The following is an 18285-nucleotide window of genomic DNA, read 5'->3' on the forward strand; positions in this document are numbered from 1 at the left end:
TGCGGTCAGTGCGAATGCCGGGGAAGGCCGGCGGTGGTCGCGACATCCTGATAGGCGGTCGCGAAGTCCAGGCAGGCGCCATCCGAGAGCTGCCCCACGCGCTCGCGATAGAGTTGCTGCCAGGGCGTCTGGTTGCTGTGCACGACGGGCCGCAGGGCGCTGCGGCGTTCGGCCATCTCCTCATCCGGCAGGAGAACGTCCACCCGGCGCTGGCGCAGGTCGAAGCGCACGCGGTCGCCGGTGCGGAGCAGGGCGAGCCCACCGCCCACCGCAGCCTCGGGCGAGACGTTCAGGATCGAGGGGCTGGCTGAGGTGCCGCTCTGGCGCCCATCGCCGATGCAGGGCAGGGCGGTGATGCCTTTCCGGATCAACGCATCGGGCGGCTGCATGTTCACCACCTCCGCCGAGCCAGGATAGCCCACTGGCCCGCAGTTGCGGATGAAGAGGACGCAGTTCTCGTCGATGGCGAGGGCGGGGTCGTTGATCCTGGCGTGGTAGTCCTCGGGCCCCTCGAAGACGATGGCGCGGCCCTCGAAGGCATCCGGGTCATCCGGGTTGGAGAGATAGCGCGCGTGGAACTCCTTCGAGATCACGCTCGTCTTCATCACGCCCGTGTCGAAGAGATTGCCGCGCAGCACCAGCATCCCCGCCTCGGGCATGAGCGGCGCGTGGAAGGGGCGGATCACGTCCCGGTCCTCCGCCACCACGCCCTGCAGGGTCTGCGCCACCGAGCGGCCGCTGACGCCCACGGGCTCGCCATGCAGCACGCCCGCATCGAGCAACTCGCGCATGACGGCCGGCACGCCGCCGGCGCGGTGGAAGGCCTCGCCGAGATAGGCGCCGGCGGGCTGGCAGTTCACCAGGAGCGGCAGCGCATGCCCGACCCGCTGCCAGTCGTCGAGCGAGAGATCCACCCCTGCATGCCGGGCGATGGCGATGAGATGCGGCGGGCAGTTGGTCGAGGCGCCCAGCGCGGAGGCCACCATGATGGCGTTCTCGAAAGCCGCCTTGGTCATCACCTGGCGCGGCGTCAGCTCCTCATGGACCATCTGGACCATGCGGCGGCCCGTCTCATAGGCCATCTGGCCGCGTTCCCGGTAGGGCGCGGGGATGGAGGCGCAGCCGGGCAGGCTCATCCCCAGTGCCTCGGCGAGGCTGTTCATGGAGAGGGCCGTGCCCATGGTGTTGCAGTGGCCGACGCTTGGCGCGGAGGCGGCGGCGATCTGCATGAATTCCTCGTAGCCGATCTCGCCGGCCGCGAGCCGGCGGCGGGATTCCCAAATGATCGTGCCGCTGCCGGCGAGCCGCCCCTTGTAGTGCCCGTCGAGCATCGGGCCGCCGGAGAGCACGATGGCGGGGATGTTCACGGTCGCCGCGCCCATCAGCAGCGCGGGGGTCGTCTTGTCGCAGCCCGTGGTGAGCACCACGCCGTCCAGCGGATAGCCGTAGAGGACCTCGACGAGGGAGAGGTAGGCGAGGTTGCGGTCCAGCGCGGCCGTGGGGCGCTTGCCGGTTTCCTGGATGGGGTGGCAGGGGAATTCCAGCGGGATGCCGCCCGCGTCGCGGATGCCGGCCCTGGTGCGCTCGGCCAGGGCGAGATGGTGGCGGTTGCAGGGCGCGAGGTCGCTACCGGTCTGGGCGATGCCGATGATCGGACGGCCGGACTGCAGCTCTGCGCGGGTGAGGCCGAAGTTCAGGTAGCGCTCGAGATAGAGGGCCGTCATGTCCGGATCCGCCGGATCGTCGAACCAGGCTTGGCTCCGCAGCTTGGTCATCGGCGCGCTTCGCTCCCCCAGGGCTTCGGCGAGCCGACCTGCCCGTTCTTTTGGATCGATCCAATCCCAACCGGTCTAGGATGCGGCGCTTCGTTGCGTCAACAGGGCGCGCTTTGCCGAAGCACTCCACAAGGTGACAGCTTTGTGAGGTGGCCGTCGCGGCGCGGCGCAGCAGAACGCGAGCGGCGTGGCGGCGCGCTCCGCCGGGAGGCCGCGCGGGGATGCGGACAGGCTGCATCGGCCCGCGGCGGGGAGGACGGATGGAACAGCGTGTCGGCGAATTGGCGGTGGACACCGCCGGGCGAGGACTGGTGGACATCACACGCCGGCTGAAGGATTGGGTGGCCGAGCAGCGCATCGGCACCGGGTTGCTGACGCTCTGGTGCCGGCACACCTCGGCCTCGCTGATCGTGCAGGAGAATGCCTCCCCCGAGGTCCGGACCGACCTGGAGGATTTCCTTCAGCGGCTGGTGCCGGATGGTGGCGGCGCCCGCTACCGGCACGACGAGGAGGGGCCCGACGACATGCCGGCGCATATCCGCGCGGTGCTCACCTCCGTGCAGCTGTCCATTCCTATCCGCTCCGGCCGGCCTGCCCTGGGCACCTGGCAGGCGGTCTATCTCTATGAGCACCGGCTGCGCCCGCATCGCCGGATGCTGGACCTGCACCTGATCGGAGAGGGCGGATAGCTTTCCGCTGGATTGTTGCGCCCGCGCGGCTTCCGGCGGCCGGGCTTCGGCTCTATGCCTGCGCCCCTCTTCGCCGCATGGAGGTGCCGCATGGGCCGGGCTGGTGTTTTCGGGGTCTCGCTCACCCTCCTCGCGGCAGCGGCGGCCCTGCCGGCCAGTGCCGCCGAGACCTGCAGCAGCTCGACCCTGGTTTCGCCGGCCTTTTCCGTCGCGCGCTGGTGCGGCGTACCTCCCGGTGCGGGAACGCTCCGCATGGCCCGCCGCGACGGCGGAAGCGAGGAGTTTCGCGGAGTGCCGCTGGACTCCTACCGCGAGGTGATCCGCACGCCGAATGTCGCGCGCTATGTCGCCGAGGAGCTGGAGCCGCGTTTCCCGCGCGCCGCCGGGCCGTCCGTCGCGCCGCGCCCCCGTCTGGCCCCGCCGGCCCCGGCCCGTGTCGCGGCGCCTCTCCCCGCTCCTCGCCCGGCTGCGCTGCGGGCCGCGGCGGCGTCCCCCGCCCGGCCGGTGGCCGTTCCGGTGCTGCACCCCGAGAGGCGGCCGCTGCGGGTGAGGGGCACGGCGCGCGAGGCCTGCGCGACGGCGGCGGCGCGTCGGGAGGCGCGCTGCCGGGGCTGAGGCCGCGGACAGCCCCGCCTCGCGCGAGAGGATCTTTTCCACCCGGCCTCCCCCGAGGCATTCCGCCTCTGAGGTGAGGGGGGCGCATCGGCGTCACGTGCCGTCGATATACGCCATCACCCGCCGGGCGGAATCCTCGGCCGGCTCGGTGCCGTCGAGGTGCAGCTCCGGGGTTTCCGGCGCCTCATAGGGGCTGCCCAATCCGGTGAGGTTGGCGAGCTGCCCGGCCCGCGCCTTGCGGTAGAGGCCCTTGGGGTCGCGCCCCTCAGCGACCGAAAGCGGCGTGTCCACGAAGACCTCGACGAAGTCCTCCTCGCCGATGCGCTCGCGCGCGGCCAGCCGGTCCGCGCGGAAGGGGGAGATGGCAGCGACGAGGACGATCAGCCCGGCATCGGCCATCAGCCGCGCCACCTCGGCGATGCGGCGGATGTTCTCGGCCCGGTCGGCCTCGGTGAAGCCCAGGTCCCGGTTCAGCCCGTGGCGGATGTTGTCGCCGTCCAGCAGATAGGTGTGGCGGCCCATGGCATGCAGCCGCGCCTCCACGAGGTTGGCGATGGTCGATTTCCCTGCGCCCGACAGGCCCGTGAACCAGATGACCCGCGGGCGCTGGCCCGTCAGCGCGGCGCGGGCGGCGCGGTCCACCTGCAGCGGCTGCCAGCGGAGATTGGCGGCGCGGCGCAGCGCGAAGCGGATCATCCCGGCGCCCGCGGTCTCGTTCGTCAGGCGGTCGATGAGGATGAAGCCGCCGAGGTCACGGCTCTCGGCATAGGGCGCGAAGGCGATCGGCCGGTCCGTGAGAAGGTTACAGCGGCCGATCTCGTTCAGCGCCAGCTCCCGCGTGGCGAGGCGGCCGCCGGTATCCACATCCAGGCGCTCCCGGATCTCGGTCACGCTCGCGCCGACGGTCCGCGTCCCGAGCTTCAGGAGATAGGGCCGGCCCGAGAGGAGCGGCGCGTCCGCCATCCAGATCACCGTCGCCTCGAACTGGTCGGCGACCTCCAGTGGCGCCCCGGCCTCGCAGAGGATGTCGCCCCGGGCGCAATCCACCTCCTCCGCCAGGGTGAGCATCACCGATTCGCCCGCCACGGCCTCCGGGCGATCCTCTTCCGGCGCGACGATGCGGGCCACGGTGGCCGGGCTCCCGGACGGCATGACCCGCACCGCGTCACCGGGCCGGAGGCGGCCGGAGGCGATCATGCCCGCCGCCCCCCGGAATTCAGGGCCCGGGCGGCTGATCCACTGCACGGGCATGCGGAAGGGGGCGGCGGCGGAATCGGCCGGCTCGGCCGTGGCGAGATGCTCGGTCAGCGTCGGGCCGGAATACCAGGGCATCGCCGGGTCGCGCGCCGCGAGGTTGCCGCCGGTCAGCGCCACTATGGGGATGCTGACCAGCCCCTCCAGCCCGAGCGGCGCGGCGAAGCGGCGGAACTCCTCCGCCAGCGCCTCGAACCGCCCCTGGTCATGGCCGATGAGGTCCATCTTGTTCACGGCGAGAACGATGCCGCGTACGCGCATGAGCGCCGCGATCACCGCGTGCCGGCGGGTCTGCTGGCGGATACCCCTGGCGGCGTCCACGAGCAGGATGGCGAGATCCGCCGTGGAGGCGGCGGTGACGGTGTTGCGCAGATAGCCCTCATGGCCCGGCGCATCGGCGAGAAGGATGCGGCGGCCAGCCACGTTCAGCGCGCGATGGGCGACATCGATGGTGATGCCCTGCTCGCGCTCCGCCGCCAGCCCATCCAGCAGCAGCGCGTGGTCCAGCCGGCCATCGGCGGCGCGGGCGGCGACCGCGCGGCGTTCGTCCTCGGGCACCTGGCCGAGATCGTCGGCCAGCCGGCCGATCAGGGTGGACTTGCCGTCATCGACCGAGCCGCAGGTCACCACGCGCAGGAGCGGGCGGCCCATCAGAAATAGCCCTCGCGCTTCTTCGCTTCCATCGAGGCCCCGCCTTCGCCGTCGATCGCGCGGCCGGCACGCTCGGACAGCCGGCTGGCCTCCAACTCGGCGATGATTCCGGCCACATCCGCCGCCTCGCTCTCCACCGCGCCCGTCAGCGGGTAGCAGCCGAGGGTGCGGAAGCGGACCCGTCGCAGGACAGGGGTTTCGCCATCCTCCAGCGGCAGCCTGTCGTCGTCGCGGACGATCAGGCGGCCCTCGCGCTCCACCACCGGACGTGGGGCGGAGAAGTAGAGCGGGACCAGCGGGATGCTCTCCTGCGCGATGTAGCGCCACACATCCAGCTCGGTCCAATTGGAGAGCGGGAACACCCGCAGCGACTCCCCGGCCGCGAGGCGAGGGTTGTAGAGCCGCCAGAGTTCAGGCCGCTGGGCGCGGGGCTCCCATTGGTGGCGCGCGTTGCGGAAGGAGAAGATGCGCTCCTTTGCGCGGCTGCGTTCCTCGTCGCGGCGCGCGCCGCCGATGGCCGCGTCGAAGCCGCCCGCTGCCAGCGCCTGCTTCAGCCCCTCGGTCTTCATCACCTCCGTGTGCAGGGCCGCGCCATGCGTGACCGGGCTGATGCCCCGCGCCGGGCCGTCGGGGTTGACGTGGACGATGAGGCGCAGCGCCGGATCGGCCGCCACCTGGTCCCGCATCGCGTACATGTCCCGGAACTTCCAGCCGGTATCCACATGCAGCAGGGGAAAGGGCAGGGGGCCGGGATGGAAGGCCTTGCGCGCGAGATGCAGCAGCGCCCCGCTGTCCTTGCCGATGGAATAGAGCAGCACGGGCCGGCGGCACTCGGCCGCCGTCTCCCGCAGGATGTGGATGGCTTCCGCCTCCAGCTGGCGAAGATGATTCAAGCAGCGGGTTCCGCGATGGCCTGGGCCAGGGTGATCTTGCCGCCGAGCGCGGCGATGCCGGCGAGGTCCGTCCGGTGGCGCTCCGCCAGCCGCCAGCGCGTCGCTGCGTCGAAGAAGCGGGCGCGGCCGCCCCCGCCGCGGCTGCGCTCGATCAGGTGCAGCACGGCGTTGCGGCCGGGGCGGAGGAGGCGCGCCGGCCAGACGCGATTGAGGCGGCGCACGAGACGGAACTGTCCCTCGGTGTAGGAGAGGTTGATGCCGGGCGAGAGCGCCTCGGGCGGTGGCGGCGTCGCCCCCATGCGGCCGAACAGATCCGCCAGCACGGCGCCAGGCGCGGCGCGCAGCCAGGCATGGTCATAGACGACCACGGCATCCTCCGGCCCGGTGAGCGCGCCCGCGATTTCCTGCACGGTGGGTACCCAGGACAGTCGGCCGAGATCGAAGCCGCCCACATAGTCCTGGAACTCCACATCGGCGCCGACGCGGATACGCTGGAGGAAGGCGGATTCGATGAAGTCGTCGAGGCGCCGGATGAAGAGGAAGACCGTCATCCGCTCCTCCCCGATCGTCCTCTTGAGGAAGGACACGGCCTCTCCGCAATGCTCGTAGAGCCGGTGGGGCGAGTTGCCGAGATCGGTGCGGAGATGGCCGAGCAGGGTTTCGTCGGAGACGAGGAGGGCGCGGTAGGGCTCCGGCGGAAGCAGCGCATCCAGGGCCGCGCGCATCTCGGCCCAGGGCAGGGCGGGCGCGCTGCGCCAGGCCGGGGTGCGCAGGGTGAAGCCCCGGCGGAAGTCGCGGAAGGGGATGTAGGCCACGCCCTCCGAGAGCAGCCGCGGCCGCTCCGCAAGGAAGACGGACTGCAACAGGGTGGAGCCGGTCTTATGGGCCCCGAGATGCGCGAAGAGCGTCCCCTTCCCACCGATGTCCGACGCCGCGCCCTGCATGGGGCGATGTTGCACAGCGGGTGGGGGGAGGGAAAGGGCGGCCCCCGCCGCCCCTGGACGGCTCACCCCGCGCCGTATGACAATAATACTTCAGAATCATGACAGGCCGCCGCCCCGAGCGGCCGGGGAGAGCGACGCGATGCTGCACCGGATCCTCCAGGCCGCCCTGCTGCCGGCCGTCCTGCTGGCCTCGGCCGGGGCCGCCCGGGCGCAGGGCTCGCTGAACCTCTACTGCTCCGTGCAGGTCGAATGGTGCCAGGCAGCGGCGAACGCCTTCCAGCGGGAGTCGGGCATCCGCGTCTCGGTCTCGCAGAAGGGCTCGGGCGAGGTGCTGGCCCAGATCCGGGCGGAGGCGCAGAACCCGCGCGGCGATCTCTGGTTCGGCGGCACGGGGGACCCCCATCTGCAGGCCGCGGAGGAGAACCTCTCGGCCGAGTACCGCTCCGCCGCGCTCGACCAGCTGCATGACTGGGCGCAGAAGCAGGCGCGGGACAGCCGGTATCGCACGGTGGGCATCTATGCCGGCGCGCTCGGCTTCGGCTTCAACCCGGAACTGCTGGCCCGCCGCAACATCGCGCCGCCGGCCTGCTGGAAGGACCTGCTGGACGCCCGCTTCCGCAACGAGATCCAGATGGCCAATCCGCAATCCAGCGGCACGGCCTATGTGATGATCGCGACCATCGTCCAGATCATGGGCGAGGACCCGGCCTTCGAGTACCTCAAGGCCCTGCACCGGAACATCAACGCCTATCCGCGCTCCGGCACCGGCCCGATCAAGTCCGTGGCCCGGGGGGAGACGGGGGTGTCCATCTCCTTCGTGCATGATGCGGTGACGGAGCGCCTCGGCGGCTTCCCCGTGAGCAGCGCGCTTCCCTGCGAGGGGACGGGCTACGAGGTCGGCTCCATGTCGATCATCCGCGGCGCGCGGAACCTGCGGAACGCCCAGCGCTTCTATGACTGGGCGCTGACCCCCGCCGCCCAGGCGCTGGGCGCCGAGACGAAGCAGTTCCAGACACCGTCGAACCGCGCCGCCCCGGTGCCGCCCGAAGCGCCGCAGATGTCGCAGATCCGCCTGATCGACTACGACTTCGCCCGCTACGGCGCCTCGGCGGAGCGCCGGCGGCTGATCGAGCGCTGGGACCGCGAGGTGAACGCGCTGCCGCGCTGATCCGCCCATGCGCGCCGCCGGATTCTGGAGCAGCCTGATCGCCCTGATGGCGGCGCTGCTGCTGCCCTGGTATCTCCTGCAGGACGGGATCGCAGCCCTGCCGCTCGCCGGCTTCGCCTGGCTGTCGGACCCGGATTTCGCGCCGGCGGCCGGGCAGGTGGCCAGCCAGGGGCGGTGGTGGCTCTGGCCGGCGGTGCTGGCGCCTGGCCTCGGCCTGCTGGCCGCGCTGCTGCCGCTCCCGCGCCGCGCGCGCGCGGACGCCTTTCTCCTGGCCGGCGGGCTCGGCCTGATCCTGCTCCTGGCGCAGGGCTATGCCATCGGGGTGCAGGGCTGGACGGCGCCATGGCTCGAAGGCCTGTTCGGCCCGATGGAGGACCGCCAGTTCGGCATCGGCTGGGGCGGGGCGGTGGTTCCCTCGGCTCTCGCCGTGCTGTTCGCCGCCGGGCTGGCCGGCCGCGGAGCGTTTCGCGGCGATGCCTTCACCGCCGCCGTGGCGGTCATCACGGCCATCTCCATCGCCGTCTTCACGGCATTCCCCCTGCTGCTGCTTCTCGCCGACGCGTTCCGCGACGCGGCCGGAGCCATCGCGCCAGGGGCGGTGTTCGGCCGGCTGGCCGATGACCGGCTCTGGAGCCTTGGCTGCCTCGCCGGCGCGCCGCGCTGCGGCGTGGTGTGGAACACGCTGCTGCTGGGTGTCCTGGTCGGGGCCGGGACCACGGCTCTCGGCCTTGCCTTCGCGCTGCTGGTCACGCGCGGGCGGCTGCGCCTCGCCCGCCCGCTGCGCTGGCTCACCGTGCTGCCCATCGTCACGCCGCCCTTCATCCTCGGCCTGGGCCTGATCCTCATCTTCGGCCGCTCGGGCCTCGTCTCGATCGCCGCCTCCTCCTGGTTCGGGATCGAGCTGGGCCGGTGGATCTACGGCCTGCCGGGCGTGCTCCTCGCCCAGCTCTTCGCCTTCACGCCCATCGCCTTCCTCGTGCTGATCGGGGTGGTGGAGGGGCTTTCGCCCACGCTGGAGGAGGCGTCCTCCACCCTGCGGGCCACGCCGGGGGCCACTTTTTCCACCGTCACCCTGCCGCTGCTGCGCCCGGGCATCGCCAATGCCTTCCTTCTCGGCTTCATCGAGAGCATGGCCGATTTCGGCAATCCGGTGGTTCTCGGCGGCCAGTTCGGCGTGCTGGCGACGGAGATCTTCTTCGCCGTGGTGGGTGCCCAGGCCGATGCGGGCCGGGCTGCGACCCTCTCCCTCGTCCTGCTCGTCATGGCGCTCGGCGTCTTCGGCCTCCAGCGCTGGCTGACGGCCCGGAAGTCCTATGTCTCCATCGGCGGCAAGGGCGATGGCGGGCTGGCGCCGCCACTGCCCGCGGGCGTGCGGCGGCTCTGCCTTGCCGTGGCGCTGCCCTGGGCCGCGCTCACCGTCATTCTCTACGTGCTGGCGATTTCCGGCGGTTTCGTGGAGGTCTGGGGCCGCGACTACACGCCCACCTTCCGCCACATGGTGAAGGCCTTCGAGATCAGCGGCGGACAGCTCACCGGCCTGGCCTGGAACAGCGTGATCACCACCGTGACGCTGGCCGCCATATCGGCCCCTATCACGGCGGCGCTGGGGATCGCGGCGGCCTGGCTTTTCTCGCGCACGCGCTTCGCCGGGAAGGGGGTGCTGGAATTCGCGACCATGCTGTCCTTCGCCGTGCCCGGCACGGTGATCGGCGTGGCCTATCTCCGCGCCTTCAACCTGCCGCCGCTGGAACTCGCGGGAACGGGGGCCATCATCGTCGCGTGCTTCGTGTTCCGGAACCTTCCCGTCGGGCTCCGCTCCGGCATGGCGGCCATGGCGCAGATTGATCCTTCGCTGGACGAGGCGTCCCACACCCTCGGCGGCGGCGGGGGCGATGCCTTCCGGCGGGTCGTGCTGCCCCTGCTGCGGCCCGCCATCGTGGCGGGGCTCGTCTATGCCTTCGTGCGGGCGATGACGACGATTTCCGCCGTGATCTTCCTCGTCACCGCCGATACGGAGCTGGCCACGGTCTTCATCGTGAACCGGGTGATCAACGGGGATTACGGGCTGGCGATCGCCGTCGCAGTGGTGCTGATCCTGCTGATGGTGCTGATGCTCGGTCTGGCGCAGCTGCTTGTCGGACGGCGGCGGATCGGCCGGCGGGCGGCCGTGCCGGGTTTGGCCGCGCCGGGTCTGGCCGCGCCGGGTCTGGCCACGCCGGGCCCGGGCGTGGCGAATGGGGGAGTGGTGGCATGAGTCGCGCGGCCGCGGTGCGCTTCGAGCGCGTGTGGAAACGCTTCGGCACGGGCTCCGTGGCCGTGCGGGATGTCTCCTTCACCGTGCCGGCGGGAACGCTCTGCACCCTGCTCGGCCCCTCGGGCTGCGGGAAGACGACGACGCTGCGGATGATCGCGGGGCTGGACTATCCGAGCGAGGGGCGCGTGCTGATCGGCGGGCGGGATGTTTCCACCCTGCCCCCGGCCGAGCGCGACGTGTCCATGGTGTTCCAGTCCTACGCGCTCTTTCCGCACATGACCGTGCTCGAGAATGTCTGCTACGGGCTCACGGTCTCCCGCCGGCCGAAGCGCGAAGCCGAGGCGGCCGGACGCGCGGCGCTGGACAGCGTGGGGCTCGCGGGCTTCGAGGCGCGCCTGCCCTCCGAGCTCTCCGGCGGGCAGCAGCAGCGCGTGGCCGTCGCGCGGGCCCTGGTGCTCGAACCCTCGGTGCTGCTGTTCGACGAGCCGCTCTCGAATCTGGACGCCCGGCTGCGGCGGAAGATGCGCGAGGAAATCCGCGAGCTGCAGCAGCGGCTGGGCGTCACCGTGGTCTATGTCACCCATGACCAAGCCGAGGCCCTGGCGATCTCGGACAAGATCATCGTGATGAACCAGGCCGTGATCGCCCAGGAGGGGAGCCCGCGGGAGCTGTATGAGAGCCCCGCCAGCGCCTTCGTCGCCGGATTCGTGGGCGAGGCGAACCGTCTGCCCGCGACCCTCCGCCGGCTGGATGCGGCCGATGGCGAGGTTCAGGTCGGGGCGGCCCAGCTGCGGCTGCCCCACCGGGGACTACCCGACGGCCTGGCCGAGCTGGCCCTGCGACCAGAGGCGATCGCCGTCCTGCCGGCCGGGGATGCCTCCGCCATGCTAAGCGGAACCGTCGCCAAGGCGGCCTATCTGGGTGGGGTGGTCGAATACACCGTGTCCACCCCGGTGGGGGAGGTGTTCGTCGTCTCGCCGGCCGCCGGCCGCCCCTGGGCGCCGGGGGAGACGGTCGGGCTCCGGTTCGGCGCCCATGGCGCCGCGCTGCTCCGGGGGCCGGCCTTGGCCTGAAAGCCGCTCCGGGGTCAACCGCAGGCCCCCTCGCGCATTACTCCGCCAAGCAGAATGGAAGCGGAGAGACGCATGGCGGGCCGTCGGATACCGCGTTGGGCGATCTGGACCGGGTTGCCCCTGGCGGCCCTCGTCCTCCTGATCGCCTTCTGGTCCTGGGACTGGTTCATCCCGCTGGCCGAAAGCCGGGCCTCCGCGGCCCTCGGGCGCAAGGTGACGATCGAGCACCTCCATGTCCGGCTGGGCCGGGTGACGGAGGTTTCCGCCGATGGCGTGCGGATCGCCAACCCCGAAGGTTTCGCGGAGCACCCGCCCTTCGCGCGGGCCGAGCGCCTTTCCGCCCAGATCGACGTCATGGCCTACTGGAACGACCGGGCGGTGGTGATCCCGGCCATCGAGGTCACGCGGCCGGTGGTCGAGGCCGTGGCCCTGCCCGACGGCCGCACGAACTATGCCTTCGAATTCGGCCAGCCTGCGGGCGAGGGGGCGGAACCGGCCCCGCGCGGCGCGGCGCCGAAGATCGGCCTCCTGCGCATCGTGGAGGGCCAAGCGCATGTGGTCGATCCCCGGCTCAGGGCCGATTTCAACCTGGCCGTCGCGACGCGTGACGAGGACACCGCCGAGCCCCGCATCGCCGCCGAGGCGCGCGGCACCTATGCCGGCCAGCCCATAACGGGCACGGCCCTGGGCGGCGCCATCCTGGCCTTGCAGGATACGGGCAAGCCCTGGCCCATCGAGATCCAGCTCGCCAACGGCCCCACCCGGGTCAGCCTCAGGGGCACGCTGCAGAACCCGCTGGAGCTGCAGGGCGCGGATGTGCGGCTGGAACTGCGCGGGCCGGATATGGGGCTGCTCCAGCCGCTCACCGGCGTCCCCATTCCCAAGACCCCGAACTACGAGATCGCCGGTCAGCTGGACTATGTGAACGGCCGGGTCCGGTTCCGCGACTTCAACGGCCGCCTGGGGCGGAGTGATCTGTCCGGCACCATCGCGGTGACCACGGGCGGGCAGAAGCCGGAAGTGGAGGCGGAGCTCCGCTCCCGCCGGGTGGATCTGGCGGATCTCGGCGGCTTCATCGGCGAGGAGCCCGGCCGCACCTCCACCCCCGGGCAGAGCCCGCAGCAGCGGCGGGAGCAGGCGCGCAACGAATCCCGCGGCCGCGTCCTGCCGGACGACCCGATCAACTTCCCCAAGCTGGAGGCCGCCAATGTCAGCCTGAACTACCGGGCCGACAGCATCGTCGGGCGCAACATTCCCTTCGACAACATGCGCGCCGTGATGGAGGTGAAGGACGGGGCCGTCACCCTCCGCCCGCTGACCCTGGGCGTCGGCACCGGCCGGATCGAGGGCACCATCGCGCTGACGCCGCGGGACGGGGAGCGCCTGCATGCACGCGCCGACGTGCAGTTCCAGCGCCTCGATCTGTCCCGGCTGATGCAGGCCACCAACACCTTCGAGGGGGCGGGGCGGATCAACGGGCGCGCGCGGATCGAGGGCACCGGCCGCTCCTTCGCCGACATCCTTGGCAGCGGCAATGGCGAGGTGACGCTCGGCATGTCGGGCGGCAACCTTTCCGCCCTGCTGGTCGATCTCTCCGGGCTTCGGCTGGGCAATGCCATCCTCTCGGCCCTCGGCGTGCCGGGGCGGACGGTGGTGCAGTGCTTCGTCGCCAATGTCGGGCTGCAACGCGGCGTCGCGGGGCTCCGCACCGTTCTCCTCGACACGGAGGACGTGATCATCAATGCCACGGGTGCCGTGAACATCGCGCGCGAGCAGCTGGACGTGCGCCTTCGCAGCGAATCCAAGAGCTTCACCATCGGCGCGCTGCCGACCTCCATCCTGATCGATGGGAGCTTCCGCAACCCCGATGTGGGGCCGGAGATGGGCGAGCTCGCGGCGCGCGGCGGGATCATCGGCGGGCTGGCCGCGCTGGTGGCGCCTGTCGCGGGCCTGCTGCCCACCATCCAGTTCGGCACCGGTGAGGACAACCGCTGCGAGGGCCTCGTCCGCCGCGGCCAGTCGCGGCGCTAGGAACCCTCCATCGAGACCAGCTCCGCCCCATCCTCGACGAGGTCGCCCGGGGAGCAGCGGACGGCGCCGACGACGCCCTCCGCCGGAGCCGTGATGCGCATCTGAACCTTCATCGCCTCCATGACGAGCAGGACGGCGCCGCGCGTGACGAGTTGGCCGGAGGCGACCAGCACCTCCAGCACCTTGCCGGGCATGGGCGCGAGGATACGGCCCGAGGCCGGACCTTCCGTGCCGGCGGGGGCCAGAGGATCGACCAAGCGCAAAGCATGGGCGGCGCCGTCGAGGAGGACGGTCAGCCGGTCATCCCGCCGCAGCACACGGGCTGGGAGGCTGCGGCCGTCGATCCCCAGTGCGAACCGGCCGTCCGGCAGGGGCAGGGCGAAGACCTCAGAGGGCCCGTTCGGCAGGTCCAGCCGGAAGCCATCGGGGCGGAGATGGGCGCGGAGGCGGTGGGTGGCCTCCCCGTCCTGAAGGGTGAAGTCCTGGTAGCCACCCCCGTTCAGGCGCCATGCCAGTGCCGTGCCCCAGGGGGAGTGAGGGTCGGAGGGGTCGGCGGCGGGCCGGGCTGCCTCCTCGGCCAGCAGGGCGGCGATGGCGGCGGCCAGCGCCTCGCCGGGCGCCGGGGCGGGCGGGGCGAGCAGGCTTTCGGCATGCCGGCCGATGAAGCCCGTATCCAGAGCCCCCGCACGGAAATCCGGCTGGGCGAGGATGGCGCGGAGCAGGGGCAGGTTGGTGGCGGGCCCCGCGATCTCGGTCGCGGCGAGGGCGCGGGCGAGGCGGGCCAGGGCCGCCCCCCGGTCCGGCCCCTCGGCGATGATCTTGGCGATCATCGGATCGTAATGGATGGTGACCGCGTCGCCCTCGCGGATGCCCGTGTCGATTCGGATGCCGTCCGCCCCAGCGGGAAACCGCAAGTGCTCAATGCGCCCGGTGGAGGGGGCGAAATCGCGGCTGGGGTCCTCGGCGTAGAGGCGGACCTCGATGGCGTGGCCGCCGATGCCGAGCTGGTCCTGGCGCAGCGGCAGCTTCTGGCCGGCGGCCACCCGGAGCTGCCATTCCACCAAGTCCTGCCCGGTGATGGCCTCCGTCACCGGATGCTCCACCTGCAGCCGGGTGTTCATCTCCATGAAGGCGAAGCTGTCGCCCTCGGCAATGAACTCCACCGTGCCGGCGCCGACATAGCCGATGGCGCGCGCCGCATCGCAGGCCGCGCGGCCCATGGCCTCCCGCCGGGCGGGGTCCATGCCCGGGGCGGGCGCTTCCTCCACCACCTTCTGGTGCCGGCGCTGGATGGAGCAGTCGCGCTCGAAGAGGTGGACGGTGTTGCCCTGGGTGTCCGCGAAGACCTGGATCTCAATATGGCGGGGGCGGGTGAGATAGCGCTCCAGCAGAACATCGTCGTCACCGAAGGCAGAGCGCGCCTCGCCTTTGGCAAGCGCCAGCGCCTCCTCCAGCCCGGCGGCATTCTCCACCACCTTCATGCCCTTCCCGCCGCCACCGGCGCTGGCCTTGATGAGCAGCGGGTAGCCGATGCGGTCCGCCTCCCTCCGCAGGGTGGCGGCGGACTGGTCCTGGCCGTGATAGCCGGGCACCAGCGGCACGCCCGCCCTCTCCATCAACGCCTTGGCGGCGGACTTGGAGCCCATGGCGCGGATGGCGGCGGGCGGTGGCCCGATGAAGGTGAGGTCGGCGGCCGCGCAGGCCTCCGCGAATTCGGCATTCTCCGAGAGGAAGCCGTAGCCGGGATGGATGGCCTCGGCGCCCGAGGCGCGCGCCGCCTCGATGATGGCCTCGATCCGCAGATAGCTCTCGCGCGCCGGCGCCGGGCCAAGGCGGCGCGCCTCATCGGCCATCGCCACATGCAGGGCGCCGGCATCGGCATCCGAATACACGGCCACCGTGCGAATGCCGAGGCGGCGGGCGGTGCGGATGACACGGCAGGCGATCTCGCCGCGATTGGCGATGAGAATGGTCCCGAACATAGCCGTCACATCCGGAACAGGCCGAAGCCCGGGGCGCGGGAGGCCCAGGACTCGATCGGCGCGTTGAGCGAGGCGGAGATGGCGAGGGCGAGCACGGTTCGGGTATCCGCCGGGTCGATGATGCCGTCATCCCAGAGCCGCGCCGTCGCGTAATAAGGGTGGCCCTGGGTTTCGTATTGCTCGCGGACCGGCGCTTTGAACCGCTCCTCCTCCTCTGCGCTCCACGCGCCGCCGCGGGCCTCGATCCCGTCACGCCGGATGGTGGACAACACCGAAGCCGCCTGCTCGCCGCCCATGACCCCGATACGCGCATTCGGCCACATGAAGAGGAAGCGCGGCGAGTAGGCGCGGCCACACATGCCGTAATTCCCCGCCCCGAAGCTGCCGCCGATCACCACCGTGAATTTCGGCACCGTGGCCGTGGCCACCGCGGTCACCATCTTGGCGCCGTCCTTGGCGATGCCGCCGCTCTCGTATTTGCGGCCCACCATGAAGCCCGTGATGTTCTGCAGGAAGACGAGCGGGATGCCGCGCTGGCAGCACAGCTCGATGAAATGCGCGCCCTTCTGCGCACTTTCGGAAAAGAGCACGCCGTTATTGGCGACGATCCCCACGGGATAGCCGTGCAGCCGCGCGAAGCCGGTGACGAGGGTGGGGCCGTAGAGAGGCTTGAACTCGTCGAATTCGGAGGCATCGACGATGCGGGCGATCACCTCGCGCACGTCATAGGGCTGGCGCAGATCGGCCGGCACCAGCCCATGAAGACCCTGAGGGTCGAGCGCAGGCGGGCGGGGCGGGACGATGTCGAGGGAAGCGGGCTTGCGCGTGTTCAGCCCGGCGACGATGCGGCGCGCGATGCCCAGCGCATGCGCATCGTTCTCCGCCATATGATCCGTCACGCCGGAGATACGCGAATGCACCTCCGCACCGCCCAGGTCCTCGGCGCTCACCACCTCGCCCGTGGCGGCCTTCACAAGGGGTGGGCCGGCCAGGAAGATGGTGCCCTGATTGCGGACTATGACGCTCTGGTCCGACATGGCCGGCACATAGGCGCCGCCGGCGGTGCAGCTTCCCATCACCACCGCGATCTGCGGGATGCCCTTGGCTGACATGTTCGCCTGGTTGAAGAAGATGCGCCCGAAATGGTCGCGGTCGGGGAAGACCTCATCCTGGTTCGGCAGGTTGGCGCCCCCGGAATCGACGAGGTAAAGGCAGGGAAGGCGGTTCTGCTCCGCGATCTCCTGCGCGCGCAGGTGCTTCTTGACCGTCAGCGGGAAGTAGGTGCCGCCCTTCACCGTGGCGTCGTTCGCCACGATCATGCATTCTCGGCCCGAGACGCGCCCGATGCCGGTGATCAGCCCGGCACTCGGCACCTCGTCCTTGTAGAGGCCATTCGCGGCGAGCTGGCCGATCTCGAGGAAGGGGGAAGCCGGGTCGATCAGCGCCCGCACGCGGTCCCGCGGCAGCAGCTTGCCACGCGACAGGTGCTTCTCCCGCGCCGCCGCCCCGCCACCCTGCCGCACATGCTCGGCCCTGGCGCGGAGATCCTCCACCAGCGCCCGCATCCGCGCCGCGTTCTCCGCGTATTCCGGCGAACGCGCATCCAGCGCCGTCTGCAGCACCGGCATCAGGCGGTCTCGGCGAAGAGTTCGCGGCCGATCAGCATGCGGCGGATCTCGCTCGTGCCGGCACCGATCTCATACAGCTTCGCATCGCGCAGGAGGCGGCCCGTCGGGTAGTCGTTGATATAGCCGTTGCCGCCCAGGCATTGGATCGCTTCCAGCGCCATCCAGGTGGCCTTCTCCGCCGCGTAGAGAATGGCGCCCGCCGCGTCCTTGCGCGTGGTCTGCCCGCGGTCGCAGGCCTTGGCGACCGCATAGACATAGGCCTTCGCGGCGTTCATCACGGTGTACATGTCCGCGATCTTGCCCTGCATGAGCTGGAACTCGCCGATCGACTTTCCGAACTGCTTGCGGTCATGGACATAGGGCAGCACCACATCCATGCAGGCCTGCATGATGCCCGTGGGCCCGGCGGCCAGCACGGCGCGCTCGTAATCCAGCCCGCTCATCAGCACGTTCACGCCGCGCCCCTCGGCGCCGAGCACATTCTCCGCCGGCACCTCGCAATCCTGGAAGATCAGCTCGCAGGTGTTCGAGCCGCGCATGCCCAGCTTGTCCAGCTTCTGCGCGGTGGAGAGGCCCTTGAAGCCCTTCTCGACCAGGAAGGCGGTGATGCCGCGCGGGCCAGCCTCCGGATCGGTCTTCGCATAGACCACGAGCACATCGGCATCCGGCCCGTTGGTGATCCACATCTTGTTGCCGTTGAGGACGTAGCGGTCGCCCTTCCGCTCCGCGCGTGTCCGCATCCCCACCACGTCGGACCCCGCGCCCGGCTCGCTCATCGCCAGCGCGCCCACATGCTCGCCGGAGATCAGCCGGGGCAGGTAGCGGCGCTTCTGCTCCTCATTGCCGTTGCGGGAGATCTGGTTCACGCAGAGGTTGGAATGCGCGCCATAGGAGAGGGCGACGCTGGCCGAGGCGCGGCTCAGCTCCTCCATCGCCACGCAATGCTCCAGATAGCCCATCGCGGCGCCGCCATATTCCTCGGGCGCGGTGATGCCGAGCAGGCCGAGTTCCCCGAACTTCCGCCACAGATCCGTCGGGAACTCGTTGCTGCGGTCGATCTCGGCCGCGCGCGGGGCGATCTCGTCGGCGGCGAAGGCGGCCACCTGCTCGCGCAGCGCATCGGCGGTCTCGCCGAGGTCGAAATCGAGTCCACGAAAGCTGTTGCTCATGCGGTGCCGTTCCCTCGCCCTGCTCGACCGGCAGGCTTTCGGCGAACGGTATGGGGGCGGGATGCGCTTCGCAAGCGGCAGGGCAAAACCACCGGACCGCGCCCGTCCCGCCGGCCTCGGAAGAAGGAACGCCGCCAGAAGCCGTCTCGGCCGGAAGGG

The 18285-nt window shown here is 71.1% G+C and carries 13 protein-coding genes; 6 read left to right on the top strand and 7 right to left on the bottom strand.

Going from position 1 to position 18285, the window contains the following annotated elements; translation table 11 throughout:
* Positions 1-5: 5 nt before the first annotated feature.
* Entirely contained in the window at positions 6-1775 is a 1770-nt protein-coding gene (locus BUB97_RS06240) for an IlvD/Edd family dehydratase (protein ID WP_073132746.1), read from the bottom strand.
* A gap of 260 nt (positions 1776-2035) precedes the next feature.
* Here BUB97_RS06240 and BUB97_RS06245 point away from each other — a divergent pair, with 260 nt between their 5' ends.
* Both BUB97_RS06245 and BUB97_RS06250 read left to right on the top strand, forming a co-directional pair.
* The gene (locus tag BUB97_RS06245) at positions 2036-2464 is read left to right on the top strand and encodes a secondary thiamine-phosphate synthase enzyme YjbQ (protein ID WP_073132748.1); all 429 of its coding nucleotides are present in this window, start codon (positions 2036-2038) and stop codon (positions 2462-2464) included.
* A 90-nt stretch (positions 2465-2554) separates the two neighbouring features.
* Positions 2555-3079 (top strand): hypothetical protein, encoded by a 525-nt coding sequence (locus tag BUB97_RS06250; protein ID WP_073132750.1) that lies wholly within the window; start codon positions 2555-2557, stop codon positions 3077-3079.
* Between the two features lie 93 nt (positions 3080-3172).
* Here BUB97_RS06250 and cysC read toward each other — a convergent pair whose 3' ends face one another.
* From cysC to BUB97_RS06265, 3 genes are read right to left on the bottom strand one after another with little or no spacing between them, the layout of a single operon-like run.
* Entirely contained in the window at positions 3173-4984 is a 1812-nt protein-coding gene (gene cysC, locus BUB97_RS06255) for an adenylyl-sulfate kinase (RefSeq protein ID WP_073132752.1), read from the bottom strand.
* On the bottom strand, positions 4984-5877 hold the full coding sequence (gene cysD, locus BUB97_RS06260) for a sulfate adenylyltransferase subunit CysD (RefSeq protein ID WP_073132755.1): 894 nt from the start codon (positions 5875-5877) through the stop codon (positions 4984-4986). Before cysD ends, cysC begins: the two co-directional genes overlap by 1 nt.
* A complete protein-coding gene (locus BUB97_RS06265) occupies positions 5874-6821 on the bottom strand; it encodes a hypothetical protein (RefSeq protein WP_073132757.1) in 948 nt (315 codons plus the stop codon). Before BUB97_RS06265 ends, cysD begins: the two co-directional genes overlap by 4 nt.
* Before the next feature lie 139 nt (positions 6822-6960).
* On the opposite strand from BUB97_RS06265, the gene BUB97_RS06270 reads away from it, so the two are divergent.
* From BUB97_RS06270 to BUB97_RS06285, 4 genes are all read left to right on the top strand, one after another.
* Entirely contained in the window at positions 6961-7989 is a 1029-nt protein-coding gene (locus BUB97_RS06270; protein ID WP_073132759.1) for an ABC transporter substrate-binding protein, read from the top strand.
* Positions 7990-7996: 7 nt separating this feature from the next.
* The gene (locus tag BUB97_RS06275; protein ID WP_073132761.1) at positions 7997-10243 is read left to right on the top strand and encodes an ABC transporter permease; all 2247 of its coding nucleotides are present in this window, start codon (positions 7997-7999) and stop codon (positions 10241-10243) included.
* On the top strand, positions 10240-11316 hold the full coding sequence (locus BUB97_RS06280; protein ID WP_073132764.1) for an ABC transporter ATP-binding protein: 1077 nt from the start codon (positions 10240-10242) through the stop codon (positions 11314-11316). The genes BUB97_RS06275 and BUB97_RS06280 overlap by 4 nt, the downstream gene beginning before the upstream one ends.
* A 72-nt stretch (positions 11317-11388) precedes the next feature.
* Positions 11389-13347, top strand: coding sequence for an AsmA family protein (locus BUB97_RS06285; RefSeq protein WP_073132765.1), 1959 nt, complete (start codon positions 11389-11391; stop codon positions 13345-13347).
* Here the strand turns inward: BUB97_RS06285 and BUB97_RS06290 are convergent.
* Genes BUB97_RS06290 through BUB97_RS06300 form a run of 3 tightly spaced genes read right to left on the bottom strand, consistent with a single transcriptional unit; the run spans position 13344 to position 18126 of the window.
* The gene (locus tag BUB97_RS06290; RefSeq protein ID WP_073132767.1) at positions 13344-15329 is read right to left on the bottom strand and encodes an acetyl/propionyl/methylcrotonyl-CoA carboxylase subunit alpha; all 1986 of its coding nucleotides are present in this window, start codon (positions 15327-15329) and stop codon (positions 13344-13346) included. The genes BUB97_RS06285 and BUB97_RS06290 overlap by 4 nt on opposite strands.
* 5 nt (positions 15330-15334) lie before the next feature.
* Positions 15335-16957: a carboxyl transferase domain-containing protein gene (locus tag BUB97_RS06295; RefSeq protein WP_073132768.1), complete on the bottom strand. Its 1623-nt coding sequence runs from the start codon at positions 16955-16957 to the stop codon at positions 15335-15337.
* Positions 16957-18126, bottom strand: a complete 1170-nt coding sequence (locus tag BUB97_RS06300) for an isovaleryl-CoA dehydrogenase (protein WP_073132771.1) — start codon at positions 18124-18126, stop codon at positions 16957-16959. Before BUB97_RS06300 ends, BUB97_RS06295 begins: the two co-directional genes overlap by 1 nt.
* Positions 18127-18285 lie beyond the last annotated feature (159 nt).

It is taken from the genome of Muricoccus roseus, from assembly GCF_900141905.1.
Taxonomy (GTDB): domain Bacteria; phylum Pseudomonadota; class Alphaproteobacteria; order Acetobacterales; family Acetobacteraceae; genus Roseomonas; species Roseomonas rosea.